The organism is Amaricoccus macauensis (assembly GCF_049800915.1).
Lineage (GTDB): Bacteria > Pseudomonadota > Alphaproteobacteria > Rhodobacterales > Rhodobacteraceae > Amaricoccus > Amaricoccus macauensis_A.
In genome coordinates, this window is record NZ_JBNAFY010000003.1 from 217528 (window position 1) to 243388 (window position 25861).

Sequence of the window (25861 nt, forward strand, 5' to 3'; positions counted from 1 at the left end):
CGTCCTTGCACATGGGAGCAAATGAACGACCACCTCCAAGCGCGTCGTATGACTTGTTGCGAGAAGATTGCTCCTTTTGCCGTCACTGCCGCCCGTGGGAAAGGACATCCAATAGTGCGACTGTCTGGCCTTGGCACCCCAATCTCAGCGGCTCGCCCTCTAAGCCATTGGTGCTGGGAACCAATGGCACGGAACAAGCCGAAGGCGCCGTGCCTGCGACGGCCCGCCCGGACGGGCTGGCGCATCGTCGATGCAGGGGCAACAACCCGATCTAGGCAGTGTCGTCACCATAAACTGCGCCGAACAGGCGGTGTTGCGCCAACCCACGGCCCGCCGCTGGCACGGCCTCAAGAACGGCGACGTTCCGCGCCTCGTAGCCAACTGCCGCTATCGTCCCGTCTCGCCATTGGTGCTGATTGACCAGGGCACGGAACAAGCCGGAGGCGCCGTACCTGCGACGGCCCGACCGGACGGGCTGGGGCATCGTCGATGCGGGAGCAACGACCCGATCTAGGCAGTGTCGCCACCATAACCTGCGTCGAACAGGCGGTGTTGCGCCACCCCCCCGGTCCGCCGCTGGCACTGCCTCACGAGCAACAGACATGAAAAAGGGCGCGCCGCGGGGGCAGCGCGCCCGTCCCCAGGCTCGAAAGATCAGGCGGCGGAGGCCGTCTCTTCGAGGGTGGGATAATCGGTATAGCCCTTTTCGGTGCCACCATAGAAGGTGTCGCTGTCAGGCGTGTTCAGAGGTGTGTCCTGCCGGAGACGCTCGACGAGATCGGGGTTGGCGATGAAGGCTTTCCCGAAGGCCACGAGATCGGCCTTTCCGGTCTCGACCGCATCGATCGCCGCCTGCCGGTCGTAGCCGTTGTTGGCGATATAGCTGCCGTTGAAGCGCGCCCGCAGCGCCTCGAGGCCGCCTTCGGGCCATTCGCGCGGGCCGCCCGTCTGCCCCTCGACGAGATGGAGGAAGGCGAGACCGTAGGCATTGAGCTTGTCCACCGCGGCGGTGAAGGTTGCGACGGGATCGCTGTCGGTGATGCCGTTGGCGTTGGAGAACGGCGAAAGGCGCACGCCGACGCGGCCCGGCTCCCAGGTTTCGCTCACGGCCGCCACGACCTCATCGAGGAGACGGACGCGGTTTTCGACCGAACCGCCATAGGCGTCGGTGCGCTGGTTGGCCCCATCCTTGAGGAACTGGTCGATCAGGTAGCCATTGGCGGCGTGGATCTCGACGCCATCGAACCCGGCTGCGCGGGCATTGCGGGTCGCCTGACGATAGTCCTCGATCAGGCGCGGGATCTCGGAGGTTTCCAGAGCGCGCGGCTGGGAAACCGGCACGAAGCCGTTGCCGTCATAGGTGCGGCTCTCTGCGGTGATGGCAGTCGGGGCGACCGGCGCCTGGCCATTCGGCAGGAGCGATGTGTGCGAGATGCGGCCCACATGCCAGAGCTGGATGACGATCTTGCCGCCCCGTGCGTGGACCGCATCGGTGACGGCCTTCCATCCTTCGATCTGGGCCTCGCTGTGGATCCCCGGCGTCCAGGCATAGCCCTTGGCTTCCGGCGTGATCTGGCTGCCTTCGGTCACGATGAGGCCGGCGGAGGCGCGCTGGGCATAGTAGCGGGCGTGGATCTCGTAGGGCGCATCGTCTTCGGCGCGGGCCCGGTTGCGGGTGAGCGGCGCCATCACGATGCGGTTTGCCAGTTCGAGGCTGCCGAGGCTCGTGGGCGTGAAGAGGCGGGGAAGCGTCATGGAGGTCTCCTGTGTCGCATCTTGTTTCTGGATCGTTCAGTCCAGAAATAGGGGCGGTCAGGTGGACAGGGAAGAGGCCGGCCGGATTTTCTTTTGCATCCGGCCGTCTCGGAGCTCACTCCGCGAGGCTGGCGGCCTCGGTTTGGGCGGGCAGAAGCAGGGAGGTCGCCCGGTCGAGGCTCGCGCGGATCCGCTCCGGCGGGAGGCCCGACTTGCCGAGCGTCAGCGTGCCGATGGCGAGCGACACGAGCGCACGGGCGGTATCGGCCGAGGCGGCGGGATCGTCGGGCGAGAGTGCCCGGGCGAAGACCTCCTCCAGCGCTTCGAGGTGTTTGCGCCCCATCTCGGTCACGTCCGGATCGTGTGGGGCGAGTTCGGTGATGCAGTTCACCAGCATGCAGCCATTCGCGCTCTCCTTGGGGATCGCGATGGACTCGAGCATGACGGGCAGCGCCGCGCCGGGGGTTTCCTCCGAGAGTGCGCTGAGCCGTTCCTGTGCGGCGGTGGAATAGGCCTCGAGGGCGGCGAGAAGCACGCCGCGCTTCGATCCGAAGCAGGCGTAGAAGCTCGACCGGCTGATGCCCATGGCCTCGGTGAGATCGTCGAGCGAGGTCGCCTCGTAGCCCTGCCGCCAGAACACGTCGAGGGCGGCGGCGAGCGCCTCCTCCCGCACGAATCCCCGTGGGCGCCCCGGTCCGGGCTGCGATGTCTTCTCGGGCGGTGTGGCGATGCGTTTCATGGGTCTAAAATCGGAACATCCGGTCCGGAATTCAAGGTCTTCTACCACGAGTCCCGGAAGTGTGCCATTCCCCGGGCGTGGGGGCCGGAATTGAGCCGTGCCCCCCTTGCGCTGGTGCGGCGTTCCGTGTGGCCCCGCTGCCCTGAGCGGATTTCCGCCGACCGTGCTTGATACTCGGCATGGTCATGTTTCCGGCGGGAATTATCTACAAGTGTGCCGAAAATCTTCGGCGGCTAAACTTCTCAGAGAGGCGAAAATCGCTCGCAGTCGCAGCAATAGCCCTTACCGATTAATGTCTGTTGCGTTAATAGCAAGAATTGTTACGGTCAAAGAGGGTGGATGGCGCATTCGCCGCGCCGTGCGAGTGAGAAGTGTTTGGATTGCGCCAACCTATTTTTTCAGGTTGGCCCTGTGGAATGAAGTCCGGTGATGGTTGTCCGTGGCAAGGTAAAATGGTTCGATACGACGAAGGGTTACGGGTTTGTCGTCACGGGCGATGATGAGGGCGATATTCTGCTGCATGGCAACGTGCTCAGAGCCTATGGCTTCACATCCGTGGCGGAAGGCGCCGATATCGTTCTGCGGGTCCAGGTCACGGATCGGGGTCGGCAGGCGGTTGAAGTCGTCGAGGTCGTCCCGGACAAGGTTCGCACGGAAGCCCCCGAGGGCATCATTCCCGATCTGCCCGCCGGCGGGTCCGGGCCACTCGAACCCGCGCGGGTGAAGTGGTTCGACCGGGTGAAGGGCTTCGGGTTCGTCAACGTCTTCGCGAAGCCCGAGGACGTCTTTCTGCACATGGAGACGCTGCGGCAATACGGTTATGGCGAAGTCGTGGCCGGCGACGTTCTGGCCGTGCGGGTGACGCAGGGGCCGCGCGGGCCGATGGTCTACGAGGTGCGCAGCTGGGACTACGTCGCGCGGCTGAACGCGCCCGTTCATTCGGAATGAAACACCACATCTTCGCCGCGGGTGCGACGCTGCTCGCAGGCTGGCTGGCCGCCGGTGCGGGTCTAGCCGCAGAGTGCGCGCCGGGTCAGCTCGATCTGCGCGACGCCGATTCGGTGCTGCGGTTCCGGGTCGAGGTGGCCGATGATGCCGCAGAGCGCTCCCAGGGGTTGATGCACGTGGAGGAGATGCCGCGGATGGCGGGCATGCTCTTCGTCTATCCGGAGGCGCAGCCGGTTTCCTTCTGGATGCGTAACACGCTCATTTCGCTCGACATGCTGTTCTTCGACGAAACCGGCACGCTCGCGCATATCCACGAGAACGCGGTGCCGCTCGACGAAACGCCGATCCCCGGCGGCAGCGACATCCGCTACGTGCTGGAGATCAACGGCGGGCTGGCGGAGACCTTCGGGATCGAGGAGGGCGCGGAATTGCGCAGCCCCGCCATCGATCAGGAGCGCGCGGCCTGGCCTTGCGGATGAGAACCGCGAAAGATTGAGGCCGGAAGAACGCACGGGCTTCGCTTTCGCTCTTTTCATGGGCCGCACATCAGGATAATCGGAGGCCGTCGGGGCGTGGCGCAGCCTGGTAGCGCGACGGTTTTGGGTACCGTAGGTCGTGAGTTCGAATCTCGCCGCCCCGACCATCATCTGACATTGATACAGGTTTCATCGGGTATCGGGTCCGATTGACCGCAGGCGTCAGTCAGCGGAGGACGCATCGCGTATGGCCCGCATTGTCGGCGCGACTGCCACAAAGTGACGACGGATTACAGGGAATTCAGACAACATCTTCTGCAGCGCACAGGCCGTGCCGTTCGGCGAAGCAGATCGCCCGATAGACGAAGTGATTCATTCACGCTGTCTTTGCACCTCTAAGGGAGTTGCGAAGATCGCGCTCGTGAATCCCGAAACGTGTAAGGCTTTCTACGACAAACACAAAAATCAGCTAGATGCTCTGCAGTAAGGTTGAAGCCATCTTTACTCTTCCTGCGAGCCCCTTAATCTGCTGAGAGTTTATCATCTATTTTGCGTCCGGCACCCCAAACCGGATTACAACTGAGGGGTTCAAAATGTTTGGTTTTAAGCGAAAAGCCGTCACTCAACGGGTTATTGAAGCCGTGCGCCCAAACATCGCGGCTGCGCAGATGGTCGGCGGAATCGACCGCGCATTTTGGGATGACAGAGCCGTATTGGGCTACCTATTCGGCCAAATCCTCATCTTCATCAAAATTCAAGGCGGAAACCGGCTTTCAAACACGGAAACTGCTCAGATTCTCGCAGATACATTCACCGCTTTGTCGAATGCGAACGGCGAGAGAATTGCTACGGAAGTAGCAAGACTGAACCAAACTAACGAACCGGATTTCGAAGCCGCGAAAGAGCGTGGGATGGTCGTCGTCTCTTATACATTGGGCTTGCTCAAGAACGAACAGCACGAACCGCTCGTGCTTGAAGCAATGTACTCGATCGAAGACTCGGGGTCGGAACCCAGCCGGGAGAACGTCTCTGGCTATCTATTCCACATGTTCTGGACTGAGCGAACTGAACGGCTACGCGAAACTCAACTGTGACTGACAATGCCGAGCACCGTTTTGACGCTGGGAGATAACGGCACGGAACAAGCCGGAGGCGCCGTGCCTGCGCCGGCCCGACCGGACGGGCTGGCGCATCGTCGATGTAGGGCTTTCATGCGGATCCAGGCAGTATTGTCACCATAAACCGCGTCAAACAGGCGGCTTCGCGCCACCCCCCGGTCCGACGCCGGCCCGACCGCGCAAACGGCAGCGGTCAATGTGCGAGGATACAATCGTACGAGACAAGCCGGAGGCGCGACAAACCAAGGCGACGTGCCTTCGGCACGATGGGCTGGCGCATTGTCGATGCAGGGTTTTCATGCAGATCCAGGCGGTGTTGCCTATTCCTTCCCAGCGGTTGGCTCTGCCCCGAAGCCGAAAATCTCCGAGGCATATTTCGCCGTGATCCCGTGGACGAAGGCGGAGATCAGCACGGCGGTGATGGCCACCGCGAGAATGCCGTGAATCTCGCTGACGCCTTCGAAATCCATCGCCACGAAGACGGCGAAGAGTGCTGTGGCGAGCCCGCGCGGGCCGAACCAGCCATAGAACAGGCGTTCGTTTCGCGCCGTGGGCGTGCCGAGGAGCGAGATCCAGATCGCCGCGGGCCGCACGACGACGAGCGACACGATGACCACCATGAGCATCGCGGGCGTGAGATAGGCCAAGGCTTCGGGCACGAAGAGCGCACCGATGAAGAAGAAGCTGAGCATGGCGAGGAACTGGCCGTCGCCCTCAAGGAAATGGCGGGCGTGTTTCACCGAGCCGCCCGCGGCATTGGCGAAGGCGATGCCGGAGATGAAGACCGCGACGAAGGAATTGCCGCCCGCATGTTCGGCGGCGAAGAAGATGAAACCCACGAGGATGAGCGTGGCGACCTGACCGAGGCTCGTGTCCATCAGGTGGCGCTTCAGGACGTGGTTGCGCAGCTTTCCGATGGCAAAGCCGCCCAGCGCGCCGACCGCCGCCCCGATGCCGATCTGGCTTGCCACGAGCGATAGCAGCGTGCCGGTGCCGACCTCGACATCCGCCTCCCCGACCGAGAGGCTGGCGAAAAAGATGACGAAGGGCAGCGCGAGGCCGTCATTCAGCCCGCTTTCGGCGTTCATGGCGTCGCGATAGGTCTGGGGGATCTGGTCGTTGGACTGGATCGACTGGCCGAGGGCGGCATCGGTGGGGGCCAGAAGAGCCGCGAGCAGGAAGGCCTCCCAGAGCGGCCACTGGGGCAGGAAGAGCAGGTTCACGAGCGCGCCGAGGATGATGGCCACGGGCAGGCCGAGGAAGAGCATCCGCCGCGTGCGCTGGCCAATCATTTGTAGCGCTTCGCGGCGAAGCGTGGTGGCATCCGCGAAGAGCAGGAGGGCGAGCGTCACCTCCGCGAGATGATGGAAGGTGGTGGCGGCATCGAGGTCGAGGGCCGCGCCGCCGAGGCCGAAGACCACTCCGAGGCTCAGGAACACCATCGGCATGGTCAGCCCCAGTGCGCTGAACCGGGCGGAGAACATGCAGTAGAGCAGCATCGCGAGCGCGATATAGGCGAGATAATGTTCCATGTTTCCCCGGACTATCGAGTATCGTGATGCATGGGCGGCGCGGGCCCGCTGCCGCTCGAAAAAATGGTCTGACGATCGCTATGGTTTCACAGTAATGGGAAAGCCTGCCGGGGAAAAGCGGCCTCTCCGCTGCCCGTTTCGCGCGGGCCCCCTACCCTTCCCGCGCGGCGCGATACCAGGACACGATCGCGTCGCGCTCGGCCTGTTCCATGTAGGTGATGTTCGCAGGTGGCATGGCGTGGGTGACGCCGGCCTGGATGTAGACCTGCCTTGCGGCGGCGATGATGTCGTGTTCGGTTTCGAGCACCAGCCCGCGCGGTGGCCAGTAGATGCCCTCGTAGAACGGTTCGCGGGAATGGCACATGGAGCATCGGCCGAGCACGGCATCGCGCGCCGCCTCGAAGCCGGGCGCGGAAGCCATCTCGAGCTGGCTGTCGGAGAGCTCGACCTCATAGGCCGCGTCGATCTGCTCCTGGGTGTACATCGGCCGGGTCGAAAGCCACATCACCGCGATGAAGAGCAGGGCGGTGGCGATCCATGTCCAGCGCGGCTCGCCTTTTCGCGCGTGCATGGAGTTGAAGTAGTGGCGGATCGTGACGCCCATGAGGAAGACGAGCCCCGCGATCAGCCAGTTGTTGTCGTTGGCGAAGGCCAGCGGGTAGTGGTTCGACAGCATCAGGAAGATGACCGGCAGGGTCAGGTAGTTGTTGTGGGTCGAGCGCAGCTTGGCGATCTTGCCGTATTTCGGATCGGGGGTGCGGCCTGCCTTGAGGTCGGCCACCACGATGCGCTGGTTCGGCATGATGATGAAGAACACGTTCGCGGTCATGATCGTGGCGGTGAAGGCACCCAGGTGGAGCATCACCGCGCGGCCGGTGAAGACCTCGTTGTAGCCCCAGCCCATGGCGAGCAGCAGAACGAAGAGGAGCAGCATGAGCATCGTGGGCTGCTCGCCCAGCGCGCTCTTGCAGAGCCGGTCATAGACCAGCCAGCCGATGGTGAGCGAGGCCGCGGAAATCAGCATCGCGCCGATGACCGAGAGGTCGGCCTTGGCCGGGTCGATGAGGAAGAGTTCCGCCCCGGCCCAGTAGACCACCATCAGCAGCGCGGCCCCGGAGAGCCAGGTCGCATAGCTCTCCCATTTGAACCAGACGAGATGCTCCGGCATGGTTTCGGGCGCCACCAGGTATTTCTGGATGTGGTAGAAGCCGCCGCCATGGACCTGCCATTCCTCGCCATGTGCGCCGGGCGGCAGGTGCGGCGCTTTCTTCAGGCCGAGGTCGAGGGCGATGAAGTAGAAGGACGAGCCGATCCAGGCGATGGCTGTAATGACATGTGTCCAGCGGACGGCAAAGGCGATCCAATCCCAAATGATTGCGGCGTCGAGCATTTTCCCCTCGCGAAATGTGCGGCTGAAACGAGTATGGGGCGGCAGCGAAACCGCTGCCAAGCCCTTCCCCGCAGTGCAGCAGGCAACTGCCTGAAATTTCAGCTACCTCGGTAGGTCGAGAAACTGTATGGCGAGAGAAGCAGCGGAACGTGATAGTGCAGAGGCTCGGCCATGCCGAACCGGATCGGGATCACGTCGAGAAAGCGGGGGCTTTCGCCGGGGGCGCCGATTGCATCGAGATATGCGCCGGCCTGGAACACAAGTTCGTATTCGCCGGTCGCGAACTCGGCTTCGGGCAGGATCGGGCTGTCGGTGCGCCCATCGTCGTTGGTGGTCATTTCCTTCAAGAGCGTGCGCGTTTCGCCCTCGATGCGGTAGAGGCTCACCGCCATGCCTGCTGCCGGTGTTCCGCGCGCCGCGTCGAGCACGTGTGTGGTGAGATAGCCTGCCATGTCTGCCCCCTTGGTTGATGCTCCGGTGGTCCGAGCGTATTGCACCGCGAAAGGAAATGCGATCACATGTTTTCGGTGTGCGGCGTCGAGTGGAGTGGAGGCGAATATGAAGCGTTACGTCAGGGACATGCACGGTTACGGCTCCGATGCACCCGATCCGCGCTGGCCGGGGGGCGCGAAGATCGCGCTGCAATTCGTCATCAATTACGAGGAAGGCGGCGAGAATGCCGTGATGCACGGGGACGAGGCCTCGGAGGCGTTCCTCTCGGAAATCGTGGGTGCGGCCCCCTGGCCCGGCGAGCGGCACTGGAACATGGAATCGATCTACGAATACGGCGCGAGGGCCGGGTTCTGGCGGCTCTACCGGCTCTTCACCGGGGCGGATGTGCCGGTCACGGTCTATGGTGTGGCAAGCGCGCTGGCACGCTCGCCGGCGCAGGTTGCCGCGATGAAGGCCGCCGATTGGGAGATCGCGAGCCACGGGCTGAAATGGATCGAATACAAGGCCTTCGGCGAGGCGGATGAGCGCGCGCACATGCAGGAGGCCATCGCACTGCACGAGGCGGTGACGGGCGAACGGCCCAGGGGGTGGTATACCGGGCGCTGTTCGGCCAATACCGTGCGTCTCGCCGCCGAAGAGGGCGGCTTTGCCTATGTGGCCGACAGCTATGCCGACGACCTGCCCTACTGGTCGCGGTTCGGGGAGCGGGATCAGCTCATCGTGCCCTATACGCTCGATGCCAACGACATGCGGTTCGCCACGCCCCAGGGGTTCAACACCGGCGAGCAGTTCTACACCTATCTCAAGGACAGTTTCGACGCGCTCTATGCCGAGGGCGAGGCGGGGGCGGCGAAGATGCTCTCGATCGGCCTGCATTGCCGACTGGTGGGACGGCCCGGGCGGGCATTGGCGCTCAAGCGGTTCATCGACTACGCGAAGGGCTTCGAGGGAGTGTGGTTCGCGCGGCGCATCGACATTGCCGAGCACTGGGCCGCAGAGCACCCGCCGCAGCACTACGATCGGCCATCGGAAATGCCGCTGGAGGCTTTCGTGGCGGCTTACGGCAGCATCTACGAGCATTCGCCCTGGATCGCGGAGGGCACCTGGGCGCTGGAACTGGGGCCGGCCCATGACACGGCCCAAGGGCTTGCCTCCGCGATGGCGCGGGTGTTTCGCCTCTCGGGGCGCGACGCGCGGCTGGGCGTCCTGAAAGCGCACCCCGATCTCGCGGGCAAGCTGGCGGAAGCCAAGCGGCTGACGGCGGAATCCACCGCCGAGCAGGCCTCTGCGGGGCTGAATGCGCTCACGGATGAGGAAAAGGCCGCCTTCACGGCGCTCAACGATGCCTACATGGCGAAATTCGGCTTTCCCTTCATCATCGCGGTGCGCGACCACGACAAGGCGTCGATCCTCGAGGCATTCAAGCGCAGGGTCGAGCAGGATCCGGAGACGGAGTTCGCGGAGGCCTGCCGCCAGGTGGAGCGCATTGCCGAACATCGGCTGACGGCGCTGCTGCCGGGGTGAGCGCTCCCTTCTGGCTCGAGCGCCGGATCGAGGAGGGCGGGCGGCCATAAAGCTCGGCGAAGGCCGCATTGAACCGGCGCAGGCTGCCGAAACCGGAGGCGAAGGCGATCTCGGCGAGCGGCGCATCGCTGTCGCTCAGGAGACGCTTGGCCCGGTGAAGCCGTGCGGTGCGCGCGACCTGCGCAGGGCTTGCACCGAGGTGGCGGGCAAAGAGCCGCGACAGGTGGCGCGGGCCGAGACCGAGCCTTGCGGCCAGATCCGCGACCGAACCACCATCGAGCGCACCGGCCTCGATCAGCCGCAGCGCGCGGGAAACGGTCGAGCGCGTGCCGTTCCAAGCCGGCGAAAAAGGTGCGGTCTCGGGGCGACAGCGCAGGCAGGGGCGATACCCCGCCTTTTCCGCCGCGGCGGCGGAAGGAAAGAAACTCACATTGCGGGTGAGCGGCGCCTTCACCGGGCAGACCGGGCGGCAGTAGATCCCGGTGGTGCGCACCGCCATGAAGAAGAGGCCGTCATAGGCGGGATCGCGGCGCAGCCGGGCCTGGTTGCAGGTGTCGAAATCGAGCATGGGGAAAGACTAGCGCAAGCGAGCGCTGCGCGCGAGCGGGCCGGGATGATCGGGTCCGAAAATGGCGAGACGCCAGGCGCGCGGTCGTCTATGCCGGGCTCGGGAACACCGTTGAAAGGCCGGGCTGATGCGGATGACTTCGGGCGATTGGGGGCTGCTCATCCTCCTGTCCCTGCTCTGGGGCGGATCCTTCTTCTTCTCCGCCGTGGCGGTGCGGGACATTCCGCCGCTGACCATGGTGGTGCTTCGGACGGGGATCGCGGCCCTGGCGCTTGCCCCAATTGCGCTTTGGCGAGGGCCGGGTGCGCTTTCCCAAGGCCCGGTGCTGGCGGCTGTCGCGATCATGGGTTTTCTCAACAATTTCGTGCCCTTCAGCCTGATCTTCTGGGCCCAGACCCAGATCCCGAGCGGGCTGGCCTCGATCCTCAATGCGACGACACCGATCTTCTCGATCATCATCGCGCATTTCGCGCTGGCCGATGAACGCATGGCGCCCGGCAAGGCAGTCGGCATCCTGTTCGGCTTCCTCGGTGTGGTGGTGCTTTTCGGCCCGGCCGCGCTCGGGGGCGGTCTGGGTGCTGCGGCGCTCGGGATGCTCGCCTGTCTCGGCGCGGCGCTTTCCTACGGGTTTGCCAGTGCCTATGGGCGACGATTTCGCGAGATGGGACTGCGCGCGCCGCAAGTGGCTTTCGGGCAGCTTGCGGCAACCACGCTGTTGATGGCGCCCGTGGCTCTGCTGACGGACAGCCCGTTTGGCCTGCCAATGCCCGGCCCGCGCACCATTGGCGCGGTGCTGGCGCTGGGACTCTTATCGACCGCTGTGGCCTTTGTGGTCTATTTCCGGCTGCTGGCGCGGGCCGGTGCGGTCAATACGGTGCTCGTGACGCTTCTGGTGCCGGTAAGTGCCATCCTGCTTGGACGGGTCTTTCTCGACGAGGCGCTGGCGCCCCGCCATTTCGCAGGCATGGCGCTGATCGGGCTGGGTCTGCTGGCGATCGACGGGCGGGTCTTTCGGCTGCTGACGCGGCTCAAGCCGACTGCAGCAGGCCGATCGTCTGAATGAGGCGCTCGGCTTCGGTCGCGCACGGCGTCAGCTTCGAGGTGTCCTCGCCGGGATAGAAGCGCGCGCGCAGAGCCGTGGGCATCGGCTCCGGCTGGAAGATCGAGACCCGCGGCGCGATGCGAACCGTCTCTTCGGCCCAGCTTCGCACGAGTGCATCGGCGGCGGCCTTGGAGGCGCCATAGGCCCCGAAGAAGGGCTGGCCGGCCCGTGCGTCGCTCACATATACGAAATGACCGCCCGGGCGCACCGTCAGCAGCGGTTGCAGGAAGGTGACGAGCCGCTTGGTGCCCTTGAAGTTCACATCGACGGCGAGGTCGAAATCCTTCTCGCCGATATGCGGTGCGGGCGAGAGCGGCGGCGCATGGGCCGCGCAATGGATGGCGAGATCGATCGCACCCCAGCGTTCGTAGACAGAAAGGCAGAGCCGCTGGAGCCCGCCATCGTCGGTCATCGAGAGCGGCACCAGCGTCGGCGGTGGCCCGCCCGCCGCCTCGATCTCGTCGGCAAGTTCCTCGAGCCCGCCCACGGTACGCGCCATGGCGATCACATGCCAGCCCGCAGCCCCGAGTGCGCGGGACACGGCATAGCCCAGCCCCCGGCTCGCGCCGGTGACGAGAGCGATCTGCCGGTCGGTCTCGCTCACGCGGACACCTTGAGCTGGAAGCCGGAGGCGATCCGGTCGGCAGGTGTGACGGGATAGTCGCCGGAGAAGCAGGCGTCGCAGAACTGCGGACGCTTGTCATTTCGGCCCTTTTCCTTGCCGCAGGCGCGGTAGAGGCCGTCGAGGCTCACGAAGCGCAGGCTGTCGACGCCGAGATAGTCGCGGATCTGTTCCTCGGACATGGTCGCCGCGATCAGCTTCTCGCGCTCGGGCGTGTCGACCCCGTAGAAGCAGGGCCAGACCGTGGGCGGCGAGGCAATGCGGAAATGCACTTCTGCTGCGCCCGCGTCGAGCACCATCTCGCGGATCTTCATGCTGGTGGTGCCGCGTACGACGGAATCGTCGACAAGGACCACCTTCTTGCCCTCGATCACCGCGCGGTTGACGTTGAGCTTGAGGCGCACGCCCATGTTGCGGATCTGCTCCGTCGGCTCGATGAAGGTGCGGCCCATATACTGGTTGCGCACGATGCCCATCGCGTAGGGGATGCCGGATTCCTGGGAGTAGCCGATGGCGGCCGGCGTGCCGCTGTCGGGGATCGGACAGACGAGATCGGCCTCGACCGGAGCCTCGCGGGCCAGTTCCACGCCGATGCGCCGGCGGGTTTCATAGACTGACTGGCCGCCCACGATGCTGTCGGGACGCGAGAAATAGACATGCTCGAAGATGCAGAAACGCGATTTCTGCCGGCCGAAGGGAAAGACGCTCTCGACCCCGTCCTCGTTGCAGATCACCATTTCGCCCGGTTCGATCTCGCGGACGAACTCCGCGCCGACGATATCGAGCGCGCAGGTTTCCGAAGACAGGATCCAGCCCTCGCCGATCCGGCCCAGCATCAGCGGGCGCACCCCCAGCGGATCGCGCACGCCGATCAGCTTGGAGCGGGTCATGGCGACGATGGAGAAGGCGCCTTCGACCCGGCGCAGCGCATCCTTCATCCGCTCGGTGATGGAGCGCTGGATCGAGCGGGCCATCAGGTGGATGATGCATTCGGTGTCCGAGCTCGACTGGAAGATCGAGCCGCGGCCGATCAGTTCCTCGCGCAGCGCCATGGCATTGGTGAGGTTGCCGTTGTGCGCGATGGCGCAGCCGCCCATCTGGTATTCGGCGAAGAGCGGCTGGACGTCGCGGATCTGGGCGCCCTTCGACCCGGCGGTCGAGTAGCGGACATGCCCGATGCCGATGGTGCCCGGGAGTGTCTCCATCAGCTTGGCGGACGTGAAGTTGTCCCGCACGTAGCCGAAGCGGCGCGCGGAGTTGAACCCGGTCTCGGAGTCGTAGGTGACGATGCCGCCGGCCTCCTGGCCGCGGTGTTGCAGCGCATGGAGCCCCAGCGCTACGAAATTCGCTGCATCCTTGGCATTGACGACGCCGAAGACCCCGCATTCCTCGCGAAGCTTGTCATCGTCAAAGGGATTGGCACGAAAGGACATGTAGGATTCGCCTTTTTTGTGGCCTCGCCTCTCGTATAGTCGCGTCGGCCCGCCATGTCACGAGCCTGTCATGATGCCGGTTGCCGTTCAGGCGCCGGGCGCGTTGCAACTATCCGTGAGGGCGGTGAACTTGCTGGCGACCCATTGCGGCCCCTCCTCGGGGAGCATGGACGCGACACTTTCCTGTGCATTCGCGAGAATCTCGCGGGTGCGGCTGTTGTCGACCTGCGGCACGCCGCCATCGACGCCCATCACCGTATCGTAGACCACGAGCGCGATGATGACGATCAGAAGCCCGCGTGCGACCCCGAAGAGAAAGCCCAGGCCCTGGTCGACCGGGCCGAGCGTGGAATTCTGCACCAGCCCGGAGAGCAGCGGGGTGAAGAGCGAGACGATCACGAGCGCCACGGCAAAGACGGCGGCGAAGGCCGCGAGCATCGACAGTTCGCAGGTCGTGCCGATGATGTCTCTCAGGATCGGGATCTCGCGCACGAGCGGCTCGACGGCCGGGGCGAACACGAAGCCGCAGACCGCAGCCGCGACCCAGGCCACGATGGATAGAACCTCGCGCAAGAATCCGCGTGAATAGGCGAGCACGGCGGACAACACCACGACCACCAAAACCACACCATCAACGATTGTGAAACCGGTCATGCCCGTCCTGCCTATCGGTCGATCGCCCCGAACCCCTTCTCTATGAATGCGCCGAGATCCGCAACCATGTCGATCGCAAGAGAGTTACTGGCTGTGGCCTTCACGCCGCGGGGCACCGATGCTGCCGAAAAACCGAGCTTTTCGGCCTCCTTGAGCCGCGCCCCCGACTGGGCAGGCGGTCTGAGCTCGCCCGAAAGGCTCACTTCGCCGAAATAGACCGTCTCTCGCGGGAGCGGAATGTCCTGGCGCGCCGAGATCAGCGCGGCGGCCACGGCGAGATCGGCGGCCGGCTCGTTGACGCGCAGGCCACCCGCCACGTTGAGATAGACATCGCGGTCGGCGAACCCGATGCCGTAGCGTGATTCGAGCACGGCCAGCAGCATGGAGAGCCGCCCGCCGTCCCAGCCCACGACATTGCGCCGGGCCGAGCCGGGCGCCGAGGGGGCGACGAGTGCCTGGATCTCGGCCAGAAGCGGGCGGGTGCCACCGATGCCCGCGAAGACGGCCGAGCCGGAGACCGGTGCGCCGCGCTCGGACAGGAAGAGGGCCGAAGGGTTGGCGACCTCGGAGAGGCCCTGCCCCGTCATCTCGAAGACGCCGATTTCGTCCGCCGGACCGAAGCGGTTCTTGACCGCGCGCAGGATGCGGAACTGGTGGCCGCGCTCGCCCTCGAAATAGAGCACGGTGTCGACCATGTGCTCCACGACGCGGGGGCCGGCGATCTGGCCTTCCTTCGTGACGTGGCCCACGAGGATCACCGCCACGCCGCGGCGCTTGGCGAAGGTGGTCAGCTCATGGGCGGCGGCGCGGACCTGGCTCACCGCACCCGGCGCGCTTTCGACATTGTCGGCCCACATGGTCTGGATCGAATCGATGATGGCAAGCTGCGGGCGCTCGGCCTCCAGCGTGGTGAGAATGTCACGCAGGTTGGTTTCGGCCGCGAGCTTGAGGGGTGCGTCCTTCAGCCCGAGCCGGGCGGCGCGCATCCGGATCTGGGCGGCGGCCTCCTCGCCCGAGACATAGATCGCCGTCTGGCCCGAGCGCGCAAACGCGGCCGCGGCTTGCAGGAGCAGGGTGGATTTGCCGATGCCGGGATCGCCGCCGACGAGAATGGCGGAGGCGGGTACGATGCCGCCGCCGAGCACACGGTCGAGTTCGCCGAGGCCGCTGGTGTGTCGCGGCAGTTCGGCATCCTCCACCGAGAGGTCTGAAAGCTCGACCTTGCGACCACGCGAAGCCCCGAGGCTGCGTTTCTCCGGGCCGGAAGCGGAAAGGCCCGCGTCCTCGGTGATGGAGTTCCACGCGCCACAGGCATCGCAGCGGCCCGACCATTTGGCATGGGTCGCTCCGCATTCGGAACAGACGAAACTCGCGCGGCGGCTCATGGGGGATCGCTCCAGCTGAGGCGTGGGCGCACAGATGTAGGGTGCGGCGGCGTTCAGGCGCAAGGGCCATCGACCTATGGGGCGCGCCCTGATGCGTGACACCCGCGTGAGTGCGAATTGTCACGGACGCGGAACGGCAGGGATGCAGACTGGCTTCGACGCTTCAGACGCCTGTCAGAATTGATGTTTTCAGATCACCAAAGGTTTGCCCCATGCCGACGACCTACCGCTTCTTTGGAACATCCGCCGACGAGACGATCAGCTGGGATCCCTGGACCCCGATGTCCCCCAGTGTTTCGGCATGGAAATGGGAAGCCAGCGGCGGACATTACCGGCTCGACTATGACTTCGGCAGCGGCACATTCAAACCGGTCTGGGTTCCGCTGGAGGTCGATGTGTCTCCATACTCGGGTCGGCCTACTTCCAGAACGGATTACATCTTCGCGCGCGGGGGCGATGATATCATTGATGGCGGCGGTGGCAGCGACGTCATCTACGGGCAAGGTGGCGACGACACGATCGTCAGCCGAAAGGGAGACCGCATCAACCCCGGCAGCGGCGACAATACGGTTCGCGTCATCGGCGGAGAATACACCGAATTCGGCACGGCGAATGGCCGCACGATGATTTTTTCGGACCCCTCTGACTATCTGGATTTTCGGGAGGTGAACGCCGACCTGTTCATCGTTGCATACGATCAGGACATTCTGGATGAATTTCATGGGGGCGAGGCCGGACTCTATCATCCCCAGATGACCCACGCGATCTTCGGCGGCTTCGATACCCTGACGACCGGGTCCGGCGATGACGTGATCTACGGCGACAGGGGCTACAAGGCGTATCGCACCGGCGACGGCGACGACACGCTCTATCTGGCGGGCGGGGTAGAATCCGTGGTCGATATGGGGGCCGGGAACGATACCGTCTCCGCTCGTGGAGATGAACGCTTCCTCCTCGAGGGGGACGAAAGCCGCGGTGCGGCGTCATACGATAACCTGAACGTCAACCTTGGGACGGGCGACGACACCTATTTCGGCTCGGACGGCACCGATCTATTCATCTTCGGCTTCGAAGGGAACGATCTCCTGTTCGGCGGCGCGGGTGGTGACAACCTCTTTGGCGATCAGAACAATGACCGGCTTTTCGGCGAGGATGACGATGATCAGCTTGAAGGCGGCGCTGGTCGCGATGTTCTGGTGGGAGGGAATGGCCAGGATCTACTGCACGGGAATGCCGGGCGGGACACGTTCCTTTTTGACTACGCCCGCGAGTCGAGACCGGGCGCAGACCAGCACGACAAGATCGTTGCCGGGTCAGGTGGTCTGATAGTCGGCACCGACTATGGCATCGCCTTCGACAATCCGGGCGCGGCGGCGGGCGACGTGATCGACGTCTCGCGGATCGACGCGAACTGGACCGGCGCGGGCGATACCAGCGACCAGGCGTTCACCTTCGGCGGTCGGGGCGTGGGCCATATCTGGACGGTCGAGGACGGCAGCGGCAACACGCTCGTGCGCGCCGAGAACAACAGCGAAAGAGGCGTCGATTTCGAGATCCTGATCGAGGATGGCGAGGAGGTGGCCGCGAGCGACTACAGCGCGGCGGACTTCATCCTGTGACCGCGCAGCCGGTCCGTGCGACCTTCCTATCGCGTCAGAGACCGGACCCGAGCGAAAGCTGGGGGTGGCGGTTCATGTCCTTGTAGAGCAGGTAGCGGAAGGTGGCCGGGCCGCTGGCGTAGCACCCCTGGGGGCAGAAGGCGCGGAGCCACATGAAATCGCCCGCCTCGACCTCGACCCATTCGTCGTTGAGCCGGTAGACGCCCTTGCCTTCCAGCACATAGAGCCCGTGTTCCATCACATGGGTTTCGAGGAACGGGATCACCGCGCCCGGCTCCATGTTGACGATGGTGACGTGCATGTCGTGGCGCATGTCCGACCAGTGGACGAAGCGCGTGGTGGACCATTTGCCGTCCGTGTCCGGCATGACCTCGGGTTCGACATCGTTGTCGTTGGAGACGATGACTTCGGGCAGGTCGATGCCTTCGGCTGCCTCGTAGCGCTTGCGGATCCAGTGGAAGCGCGCGGGCACCTGGCCGTGGACGCGCAGCGCCCAGGAACAACCTGGCGGCAGGAACACGTAGCCGCCGGGAACGATGCGGTGCTTCTTGCCCTCGATGGTGAGATCGAGCTCGCCCTCCATGAGGAACAGCACGCCTTCCGCGCTCGCTTCGGGTTCGGGCGTGTCGCTGCCGCCGCCCGGCTGCACCTCCATGAGATACTGCGAAAAGGTCTCGGCAAAGCCCGAGAGGGGCCGTGCGAGCACCCAGGCCAGCGTCTGGTTCCAATGCGGCAGGCGGCTCGCGGTGATGTAGCTGAGCACGCCCTTGGGAATGACGGCATGGGTGTCGCGGAACACGGCGCGGCCCGAAAGAAGCTGGGACTGGGGCGGCAGCCCGCCGACCGTGGGGAAATACTTGTGCCTGGGCATGGTCCCGCTTTCCTGGAGTGATCTTTGACCCGAACGGCTTAGACCAGCCGGACCCGTGAGTTCAACCTTGTGCCCGGCCTGGCGCGCGCGGCGCCCCGACTGCTCACGAACCGGCAACGCGTTCGTGATCCGGGGCGCTGATCCGCAGGCACGAGCGGGGCGTAAGTCATTGCAAGGTCAGGAAAGCTGGTTAACGACCGGTGAATCTGGCCCTGCGTGACAAACGCCGAAACAGGGAGGAACCCATGGCGAATATAGTCGAGACGGTTGTCGAGGTCAGTGGTGCCAGTGGCTATGACGACAATGGAAATGACTTCGATCTGCTGCGCGACGCGGTGCTGACGGCGGGCCTCGCGGAAGCGCTGAGCGACCCGGCTGCGGAGTTGACGGTCTTTGCCCCCAATGATGCGGCCTTCGTGGGACTAGCCCAGACGCTCGGCTATGAGGGCTCGGACGAAGCCGGGTCGCTCGGCCATATCGTCGATGCGCTGACGCTACTCGGCGGTGGCGATCCGATCCCGCTCTTGCAGCAGGTGCTGACCTACCACGTAGTGGATGGCGCGTTCTTCAAGGACGACGTGGTGGCGCTGGGCGACGGTGCTGCGATCGGAACGTTGCAGGGCGGCGAGGTGACGCTGGACCTGAGCGTTCCGGGGCTGATCGATCTCGATCCCGGCCTCGACGACCCGGCGCTGATCGGCTTCGACGTGGACGCGGACAACGGCGTAATCCATGTGCTGGACGGCGTGCTCCTGCCCGTGGCGGTGAGCGCGATCCTCTCCCAGCCCGACACGGACTTCCTGATCGGAGATGGGGACGGTGACTACTACCGCACGGGCAAGGGGGCCGATTTTGTCGACGGGAACGGCGGCCACGATCTCATCTTTGCCGGGTCCGGCAAGGATGTCGCGATCGGGGGCAGCGGCAACGACGGCATTTCCGGCGGACGCGGGAAGGACATCCTGCTCGGCGAAAGCGGGCATGACACGATCTATGGCGGTCGTGGCGACGACATGATCGAGGGCGGAACCGGAAACGACTGGATGGCCGGTGGCCGGGGCAGCGACACCTTCGTTCTGGAGGCAGGTAGCGGGCACGACACGATCGTCGGCTTCCAGGAGGGCCGCGACAAGATCGACCTGTCGGGTTACGAGGGCATCGAGAGCTTCGACGACATCGATATCAGCGGGCGTTGGTTCGGCACCAAGGTCGAGTTGGGCGACAGCGACCGGCTCTGCCTCGTGGCGGTGCGCAGCCACGATCTCGACGAGGGCGATTTCCTCTTCGCCTGATCTTTCGGGCAGATATTCCGGGCGGTCGCGGTCTGCGGTCGCCCAACAAAGCGGCAGACCATGCGTCTCGGCGAGCTGCATCGTTTTTAATATGCATGTAAAATGTTCAATTTCCACAAAACTGCACTTTCTGTGCAGGAAGACGGGAATCACCTATCAGATGGCAGGAAACGCGCCTATCACTTGCCGCGTCTCTTGGCATACTAGTCTCGAACCGAAACGCACGGTTCCAGACCTGGATCAGACGCATGGCTCCAATTACGGAACATACCGCCATCAGAACCGTTTCCTCTCCAACGGGGTTCGGTGGTGTGTCGCCGGCCATGGGCCCACCAGATCCGAGACCGTGCCGGAGGCTTCGCGGCAACTCCGGAGCGACCACGATGGCAATCCCCCCTCACCATCGTGGCCTGCTCCGGAGAACGACATGGTCGGGGCCGGATTGTGAAGGCAGGGCGTCGGACAAGTGGCTCCTGAACGCCAAAGGTTCAGGAATTTGAGGCTAGGCGAAAGGCGCAGGAGCGTTTGATGCATCCCAGACTTGTTGTGTCGAACCGCGACCCGTTGGTCGCGACCGCAAGAAAGGTGGAAATCCCGCCCGAGGAACAGGCCGCGATCAGCGAGACCATTCTGTCGGTTACCGCAGGGGTCGATTCCCGTGACTTCGATCGCGTACTCAGCGCCTTCGCCGATACCGTCATCATGGATCGCACCAGCTTCCCCGGAGGCATGGTCGTGACCTTGAGTGCCGAAGACATCGTGGCGCATTTCAGAAGCTTCATGCCCGGTTTCGACCTGACGGAACATCTGGTGGTCAATCACGAGGTGGTCAGCATCAATCCCCTACGGGCACATGTGCTGGCCGAGTTCGCAGCGATCCATCGCATTGGTGACAAGTGCTGGGCGCTGGGCGGCCACAACGAATTCGTCCTTATCCGGTCCGGCACGCGCTGGCTGATCGCTTTCATGAAAATCGTGATCCAGTGGGAAGCCGGGGACCGCGATCTTGCGCAGACCGCACGTGCGCGCGTGGCGGAGGCCAGAGAGGCGGACTGAACCCGGCGGGAACTGCCGCACACGGCCCCCTATTCAGGTCGGTATTCCGCAGGTGTCGCACCGAACTTGCGGCGGAAATGCATGGCGAAACGGCTCATGTCCTGGTAGCCGACCCGCCAGGCCACCTCCGAGACGGAAAAGCGGGTCGTGCGCAAGAGCAGCGCCGCCATGTCAAGCCGCGTCGCGATGATATACTGCAGCGGCGACATTCCGACGACCTTCCGAAACGATCGCGCGAAATGGGACGGGCTCATGGCCGCCAGATCGGCCATCACGGTCATGGAGAGGTCGGTGGCAAGATTGTCGTGGATGTATTCGAGGACCCGGCGCAGGCGCCTGTCCTCCATGCCGAGATGCAGTGGAGGCAGCGGCATGATGGTCTGGACGATCTGCGCGGCGAGCGCATTCTGCATGGTTTCCCGGTAGATCCGCTCCCGCGCGGCGCCAGCGGTATCACTCAGGGCGAGGCTCAATTGCAGAACGAGCGGGTCCAGATCTCCAATGATTGCATCGAAAGCGACATCGGTGGGGCATCCGAAATCCTCCAGAATGCGCCGATCGACGGTCACGAACACCACTTCCAGCGAGGCGTCGTAGGAGCAGATCCCGTCGCTTCCCGCCGGAAGCAGCCAGCCCTGGTTGCGCATCAGCGGTACATGGGCTGTCGCGGATGACGCATGCGAAAAATGATGCGTGGGCTGGTCGTTGCGGAAGATGCCGAGGGAGAGGGACGGAAGCGCGTAGAAGCCTCCGCCCGGAGGTAGGACACCAGCGTTTGAATGAACCTGTGCCATGGCTCGATCATACGCCTTCCGAGCAGGCTTTCAACTCAAACGAGATGGCTGTCTGCGGGAAAGCGCCATCTCGGCTCGGGTGATCGCGGACAGTGACGGAAGGCTCGCACCTAGCCGCTGACGCTCTTCAGCACCTTGGCGAAAAGCTCCGCCTTGGCGTGGTAGAGATCGGGCATGTCGAGCTTGGCCTTGATCTTGTCGCGGGCGGCCTTGCGACGGGAGGCACTGCCCGAAGCATCCTTCAGGGTTTCGATGATCCGTTCAGCCAGGTGGCCGGGCTTGCGCAGATCCACCAGCCGAGCGTTCTTCTCCGAGGCGTATTCGGTCACTGGCGCCGTGTCGGAAACCACCATGGCGCAGCCGATGCTCATGGATTCGAGCATCGACCAGGAGAGCACGAAGGGCACGGTGAGGTAGACGTGGGCATCCGAACGACGCAGGAGCCTGCGGTATTCGCCGTAGGGGAGACGCCCGGTGAAACGGACCCGCGAGCGGTCGACGCCTGCGTCCGTTAGGGCCTTCTCCTTCCAGTCGGTCTCGCGCTGGCGTGTGCTGCCGTAGGCCACGCGGTTCTCGCCCGCGATCACGGCCACGGCCTTCGGGTCCGCCTCGAAGACCGCCGGCAGGGCGGCGACGAATTGCGGGAAGCAGCGGTGCGGCTCCATGCCACGGGTGGCGTAGGTCACCACATGGGCATCTTCGGCGACCAGCCCGTCGAGGGTCGAGCGGCGCTCCTCCGCATCCGGGCAGAGATAGGCGGTGTCGATCCCGTCATGCATGACCGACAGCGCGGACCGAAAGACCGGCGGGAACTGCCGCGCCTGGAACTCGGTGGGGCAGATCGCGGCGCTTGCAGCCGAGAGATCCATGGCGATCGGCGCGTTTCTCGATTGCTCGACGATGGCCCCCTCGACATTGGAGGGCGGCTTTTCTCCATTCAGTTCAGCGAGATAGACCACATCGCTTCCCGGGTAGCGGTACCACCATTCACAATAGGCGATGAAGCGGGCCTGGGGAAAGATCTGCTTTGAGAACATCCCCGCGCCCCAGCCGGTATGGGCCACCACGAGGTCCGGGCGGTAGCCCTCCTTGCGTTCCGCGAGGGCGGCGCGGGCGAAGGCCTGGGCGTTGATGACCGCCTTTTCCATCGGTTGGGCGTAGGGGTGGGTCTCTTTCGCGGGTTCGCGATGGGGGGCGTAGTTGAAGATCCGGATGCCATCGGCGGAGACATCCTTGGCGGCGGTGGCGAAGGACACCTCCCAGCCGAGGCCCGAAAGCCACTGGCCGAAGCGGCCGAACTGGGCAGGGAAATTGTCGTGAATGAAGAGAACGCGAGGGGTTCTTGCCATGTTTTCAGCCACTTGACCCACCATATGCCGGGATCGCAAGACCCGCCCGCGGGGCCGTTCTTCGCGCTCTGCTCATGATCACTCCGGATTACGTTCCAAGCCTCGGGCGCAGGCTAGAGCAATCGCATCGAGATGCAAACGCCCAGGGAACAATCCGCCTCAAACGGCCAGAACCGCCCGAAAACCGCGTATGGAATCGATATGGTTTCGATATGGAAACGGTATGGCAACCGAAAGACTCAGGTTTCGTCCTCCGCGCTGCCTGACCCGTCGTTGCCATCGTCTCCATCGGCATCCGTGCGCTCGTGACGATCGACGGTCTGGCGGGTGACGACGCCGTTGCGGTCGCTCCCGGCCGGTTGGGCCGGCGGCGCGCCTGCTCCCGCGAGGCTCACATGCGCGGGCGGCGGGGCGCCCTCCTTGGCCTCCCCGAACCAGAGCGTGAGATGGGGGAAGGGGATCTCGATCCCGGCAGCGTCGAAGCGCTTCTTCACCCGCTCGGAATAGGCCCGGCCCACGCCCCACTGTTCGCCCGCGCGGGTCTTGAGGCGGGCGCGCAGGATCACGGCGCTGTCGGCCAGTTCCTGCACCCCGAACCACTCGATGTCGCCGAGGAGCTTGGTGGACCATTCCGGGTCCTTCTGCATGTCGGCGAAGGCCTCGAGCATCTCCTCGCGGGCGGCGTCGATATCCTCGCGATAGGCAACACCGATATCGGCCACGTGGAAGCCGTAGCCCATCATGTGGTTGGAGACGAGATCGACGGAGGAGAAGGGAATGACGTGGAACACGCCGGACACGTCGCGGAGGCTCACGGAGCGGATCGTCAGCTTTTCGACCACGCCGGTCTTGCCGCCCGCCTCGATCACGTCGCCCACGTTGATCGCGTTCTCGAACTGGATGAAGACGCCGGTGATGATGTCCTGAACCAGTTTCTGCGAGCCGAAACCGATGGCGAGCCCGACGACACCGGCGGAGGCCAGGAGCGGCGCGATGCTGACGCCGATCTCGGCCAGCGAGGTGATGAGCACGAAGAGCAGGATGGCGATCAGCGAGGCGTTGCGCAGAAGCGCGAGTAGCGTCTGTTCGCGCGCCGAGGGCTCGCGCGCATGATGGGGTGTCAGCCGGTAGTCGATCCAGCCGGTGATGGCGAACCAGGCGACGAGGCCGAGGAAGCCGATCAGCATCAGGCTGGTGACGGTGCCGAGAATGTCGATCCCGAAACGGGTTTCGATCCAGTCCCAGAGCGCGATCACGCCCACGGTCTGAAGCACGAAGGCTGTCCAGATCACGATGACGGTCCAGCGCAGGAGCCGCATCAGCACCGGCATGAAGGCGTTGATCCGCGTCTCGAGCGCCGGGAAGGCGGCACGGGCATTGGGCGGGAGCCGGAGGCCCTCCTCCCCGACCTTTCGCAGGTAGCGGATCACGGCCATGCCCAGCGCAAGCGCGACGGCGATCTGCAAGGACGACACGAGCACCGGCACCCCATGCCCGCCTTCCGTCAGGGCCTGATGGGCCAAGAACGCGAGATAGGCAAAGACGGCGAGGTGCCAGTAGGGCACCACCACCGAGAGCGCGAGCAGGCCGACATCCTCCTCGCTCTCCGCAACGCGCTTCTGCACGTGCTGGATGGGCGTTTCGCGATGAACGAGGACGAGGGTGGCGACATGGGCCAGGACGGCGAGGTTGATGAGCATGACGACGGCCTGGCCGAGAATGGGCCGGGTCACCTCCCCGATGACGGTGGCGGCAAAGACCTCGCTGAAGGTGAGAAAGGCGATGACCACGGAGGCGTGGAAGGTCCAGGAGCGCGCGGTCGAATCCTCGAACGGGACGAGGCGCATGTGGGGCGAAGCCGGGCTGAAGAAGGCACGCAGGCCGATGATGAGAAACGAGACGACGATGAAGGCGGCCAAAAAGCTCGTTCTGAGCAGGGTTTCCGCTTCGCTGTCCGGGCGCAGGGCGCTCGCCAGCACGAAGGACACGATCCCGGCGAAGATCATGGCCACAAGGTCGATGGCGGCACCAACGAGGCCGATCAGCAGCTTGCGGATCGGGCCCACCTCCTTCGACCTTTCGCCAAGCCAGCGCAGGAACGGGCGGACCGCGAGGCGCGTGAGCCATGCCAGCCCGATGCCCGCCCCGGCGAGCAGAGCGAGGCTTGGGAGCAGCGCGGCGATGGCGGATAGATCCTCGGCGTCGGCTGCGGCAAGGGCCCGGAACCGGGCGCCCGCAACCGAGAGGTCCGAGGTGAAGGAGCGGAGGCCCGAGGTCGTGCGCTCCTCGAACCACTGGATCAGGCGGTTGCCGATGGAATCCTGGGCCGGTCGGGCCTCATCCTCTGTGGCGCCCTCCTCCTCGGTCGCGGTGTCCTCGGCTGTGCCATCTTCCGCGGGGGCGTCCTGGGCCGCGGTGTCCTCCTCCGAGGGCTCGGAGGCTTGCTCCGTTTCGTTCGAGGGCTGCGGCTCCTCCGCGTTCTCCGGCGGCGGGTCTTGCGGCTCGGTGCCGGAATCGGCGGGCTCCCGGGTCGTTTCCTGTGTCTCGCCAGAGGTCTCGGCCGGCTCCTCCGATGCCTGACCCTGCGAGCGGGATGTGCCGGTGGCGGTGGCTGCGCCCTCACGCAGGGTCTCGATCAGTTCGCCACCGATGGATTCGGCCTGTTCCGCCGCGCCGGTTTCGCCCGTGTTCGTATTCTGCTGGGCATGGGAGGGTTGCGACCCTATCAGGAGACAGGCCAGTGCAAGCACGAAGACGGCGCCGCGCGCGCCTCGCCAGTTCAATCTCTTCATGTCGCGCCGATGATTGTTTCTCCCTTGGGCCGATCTTGGCCGGAAGGCGGCGAAACGTCCACAGAAACCGGCATTTGGCCGGTTGACCCGTGGCGCGATCGGTGCCCCCCTGCGAGGAAGGGAAAACACAATTGTGCCTGTCGCATATCGATGCCCCGAAGAGCACCGACATACGACAGGACCGGTTTCCGCGTTCAATTGTTGACCTGAAGCCCTGAACGTTCCAAACAGAGAATGTTGACAGTCTTGGAACATCAGTTTCCAGGTCGGATCAGATCATCGGATACGTGGCCAAACGTATTCGATGATCTTGATCGCAATGAGCACAAGCTCAGCTGCGATCTCGAACAGGCTGAAGTCTGGTGGTCCTTGAGACATGATCTCTTCCT

The 25861-nt window shown here is 64.5% G+C and carries 22 protein-coding genes and 1 tRNA gene; 9 read left to right on the forward strand and 14 right to left on the reverse strand.

Going from position 1 to position 25861, the window contains the following annotated elements:
* Positions 1–654 precede the first annotated feature (654 nt).
* Positions 655–1755, reverse strand: a complete 1101-nt coding sequence (locus tag ACP15W_RS08765) for an alkene reductase (protein WP_424932497.1) — start codon at positions 1753–1755, stop codon at positions 655–657.
* 115 nt (positions 1756–1870) lie between these two features.
* Entirely contained in the window at positions 1871–2494 is a 624-nt protein-coding gene (locus ACP15W_RS08770; RefSeq protein WP_424932498.1) for a TetR/AcrR family transcriptional regulator, read from the reverse strand.
* A 429-nt stretch (positions 2495–2923) separates the two neighbouring features.
* Between ACP15W_RS08770 and ACP15W_RS08775 the strand changes: the two genes are divergently transcribed.
* The 4 genes from ACP15W_RS08775 to ACP15W_RS08790 all read left to right on the forward strand — a co-directional run bounded on the left by ACP15W_RS08775 (position 2924) and on the right by ACP15W_RS08790 (position 5012).
* Positions 2924–3442, forward strand: coding sequence for a cold-shock protein (locus tag ACP15W_RS08775; protein WP_424932868.1), 519 nt, complete (start codon positions 2924–2926; stop codon positions 3440–3442).
* Complete coding sequence (locus ACP15W_RS08780; RefSeq protein ID WP_424932499.1) at positions 3439–3921, forward strand: DUF192 domain-containing protein; 483 nt, start codon at positions 3439–3441, stop codon at positions 3919–3921. Before ACP15W_RS08775 ends, ACP15W_RS08780 begins: the two co-directional genes overlap by 4 nt.
* An 87-nt stretch (positions 3922–4008) precedes the next feature.
* A tRNA-Pro gene (locus tag ACP15W_RS08785) sits at positions 4009–4085 on the forward strand.
* A gap of 426 nt (positions 4086–4511) precedes the next feature.
* Positions 4512–5012 (forward strand): hypothetical protein, encoded by a 501-nt coding sequence (locus ACP15W_RS08790; protein WP_424932500.1) that lies wholly within the window; start codon positions 4512–4514, stop codon positions 5010–5012.
* A 344-nt stretch (positions 5013–5356) separates the two neighbouring features.
* Here the strand turns inward: ACP15W_RS08790 and ACP15W_RS08795 are convergent, their stop codons facing one another.
* From ACP15W_RS08795 to uraH, 3 genes are all read right to left on the reverse strand, one after another.
* Positions 5357–6568, reverse strand: coding sequence for a cation:proton antiporter (locus tag ACP15W_RS08795; protein WP_424932501.1), 1212 nt, complete (start codon positions 6566–6568; stop codon positions 5357–5359).
* Positions 6569–6719: 151 nt separating this feature from the next.
* Complete coding sequence (locus ACP15W_RS08800) at positions 6720–7958, reverse strand: urate hydroxylase PuuD (protein WP_424932502.1); 1239 nt, start codon at positions 7956–7958, stop codon at positions 6720–6722.
* 98 nt (positions 7959–8056) lie between these two features.
* Complete coding sequence (gene uraH / locus ACP15W_RS08805; protein WP_424932503.1) at positions 8057–8410, reverse strand: hydroxyisourate hydrolase; 354 nt, start codon at positions 8408–8410, stop codon at positions 8057–8059.
* Between the two features lie 106 nt (positions 8411–8516).
* Here uraH and puuE point away from each other — a divergent pair, with 106 nt between their 5' ends.
* Positions 8517–9935 (forward strand): allantoinase PuuE, encoded by a 1419-nt coding sequence (puuE, locus tag ACP15W_RS08810; protein WP_424932504.1) that lies wholly within the window; start codon positions 8517–8519, stop codon positions 9933–9935.
* On the opposite strand, the gene ACP15W_RS08815 is transcribed toward puuE, so the two are convergent.
* Complete coding sequence (locus tag ACP15W_RS08815) at positions 9832–10503, reverse strand: bifunctional transcriptional activator/DNA repair enzyme AdaA (protein WP_424932505.1); 672 nt, start codon at positions 10501–10503, stop codon at positions 9832–9834. The genes puuE and ACP15W_RS08815 overlap by 104 nt on opposite strands.
* 127 nt (positions 10504–10630) lie before the next feature.
* Between ACP15W_RS08815 and ACP15W_RS08820 the strand changes: the two genes are divergently transcribed.
* Entirely contained in the window at positions 10631–11566 is a 936-nt protein-coding gene (locus ACP15W_RS08820) for a DMT family transporter (protein ID WP_424932506.1), read from the forward strand.
* Here ACP15W_RS08820 and ACP15W_RS08825 read toward each other — a convergent pair.
* The 4 genes from ACP15W_RS08825 to radA form a co-directional block, all read right to left on the reverse strand.
* Entirely contained in the window at positions 11532–12209 is a 678-nt protein-coding gene (locus ACP15W_RS08825) for an SDR family NAD(P)-dependent oxidoreductase (RefSeq protein WP_424932507.1), read from the reverse strand. The genes ACP15W_RS08820 and ACP15W_RS08825 overlap by 35 nt on opposite strands.
* A complete protein-coding gene (gene purF / locus ACP15W_RS08830) occupies positions 12206–13660 on the reverse strand; it encodes an amidophosphoribosyltransferase (RefSeq protein WP_424932508.1) in 1455 nt (484 codons plus the stop codon). The genes ACP15W_RS08825 and purF overlap by 4 nt, the downstream gene beginning before the upstream one ends.
* Positions 13661–13747: 87 nt before the next feature.
* Positions 13748–14314: a CvpA family protein gene (locus ACP15W_RS08835; protein WP_424932509.1), complete on the reverse strand. Its 567-nt coding sequence runs from the start codon at positions 14312–14314 to the stop codon at positions 13748–13750.
* An 11-nt stretch (positions 14315–14325) separates the two neighbouring features.
* Entirely contained in the window at positions 14326–15699 is a 1374-nt protein-coding gene (radA, locus tag ACP15W_RS08840; RefSeq protein WP_424932510.1) for a DNA repair protein RadA, read from the reverse strand.
* Between the two features lie 212 nt (positions 15700–15911).
* Here radA and ACP15W_RS08845 point away from each other — a divergent pair, with 212 nt between their 5' ends.
* On the forward strand, positions 15912–17318 hold the full coding sequence (locus ACP15W_RS08845) for a calcium-binding protein (RefSeq protein ID WP_424932511.1): 1407 nt from the start codon (positions 15912–15914) through the stop codon (positions 17316–17318).
* 34 nt (positions 17319–17352) lie between these two features.
* On the opposite strand, the gene ACP15W_RS08850 is transcribed toward ACP15W_RS08845, so the two are convergent.
* Complete coding sequence (locus ACP15W_RS08850) at positions 17353–18189, reverse strand: bifunctional allantoicase/(S)-ureidoglycine aminohydrolase (protein WP_424932512.1); 837 nt, start codon at positions 18187–18189, stop codon at positions 17353–17355.
* A gap of 245 nt (positions 18190–18434) precedes the next feature.
* Here ACP15W_RS08850 and ACP15W_RS08855 point away from each other — a divergent pair, with 245 nt between their 5' ends.
* Both ACP15W_RS08855 and ACP15W_RS08860 read left to right on the forward strand, forming a co-directional pair.
* Positions 18435–19481: a fasciclin domain-containing protein gene (locus ACP15W_RS08855; RefSeq protein ID WP_424932513.1), complete on the forward strand. Its 1047-nt coding sequence runs from the start codon at positions 18435–18437 to the stop codon at positions 19479–19481.
* Positions 19482–20009: 528 nt separating this feature from the next.
* Positions 20010–20537 (forward strand): nuclear transport factor 2 family protein, encoded by a 528-nt coding sequence (locus ACP15W_RS08860; protein ID WP_424932514.1) that lies wholly within the window; start codon positions 20010–20012, stop codon positions 20535–20537.
* Positions 20538–20566: 29 nt separating this feature from the next.
* On the opposite strand, the gene ACP15W_RS08865 is transcribed toward ACP15W_RS08860, so the two are convergent.
* The 3 genes from ACP15W_RS08865 to ACP15W_RS08875 form a co-directional block, all read right to left on the reverse strand.
* Complete coding sequence (locus ACP15W_RS08865; protein ID WP_424932515.1) at positions 20567–21331, reverse strand: helix-turn-helix domain-containing protein; 765 nt, start codon at positions 21329–21331, stop codon at positions 20567–20569.
* Between the two features lie 110 nt (positions 21332–21441).
* Positions 21442–22680, reverse strand: coding sequence for a glycosyltransferase (locus ACP15W_RS08870; protein ID WP_424932516.1), 1239 nt, complete (start codon positions 22678–22680; stop codon positions 21442–21444).
* Positions 22681–22919: 239 nt separating this feature from the next.
* Positions 22920–25472, reverse strand: a complete 2553-nt coding sequence (locus ACP15W_RS08875) for a mechanosensitive ion channel domain-containing protein (protein WP_424932517.1) — start codon at positions 25470–25472, stop codon at positions 22920–22922.
* Positions 25473–25861 lie beyond the last annotated feature (389 nt).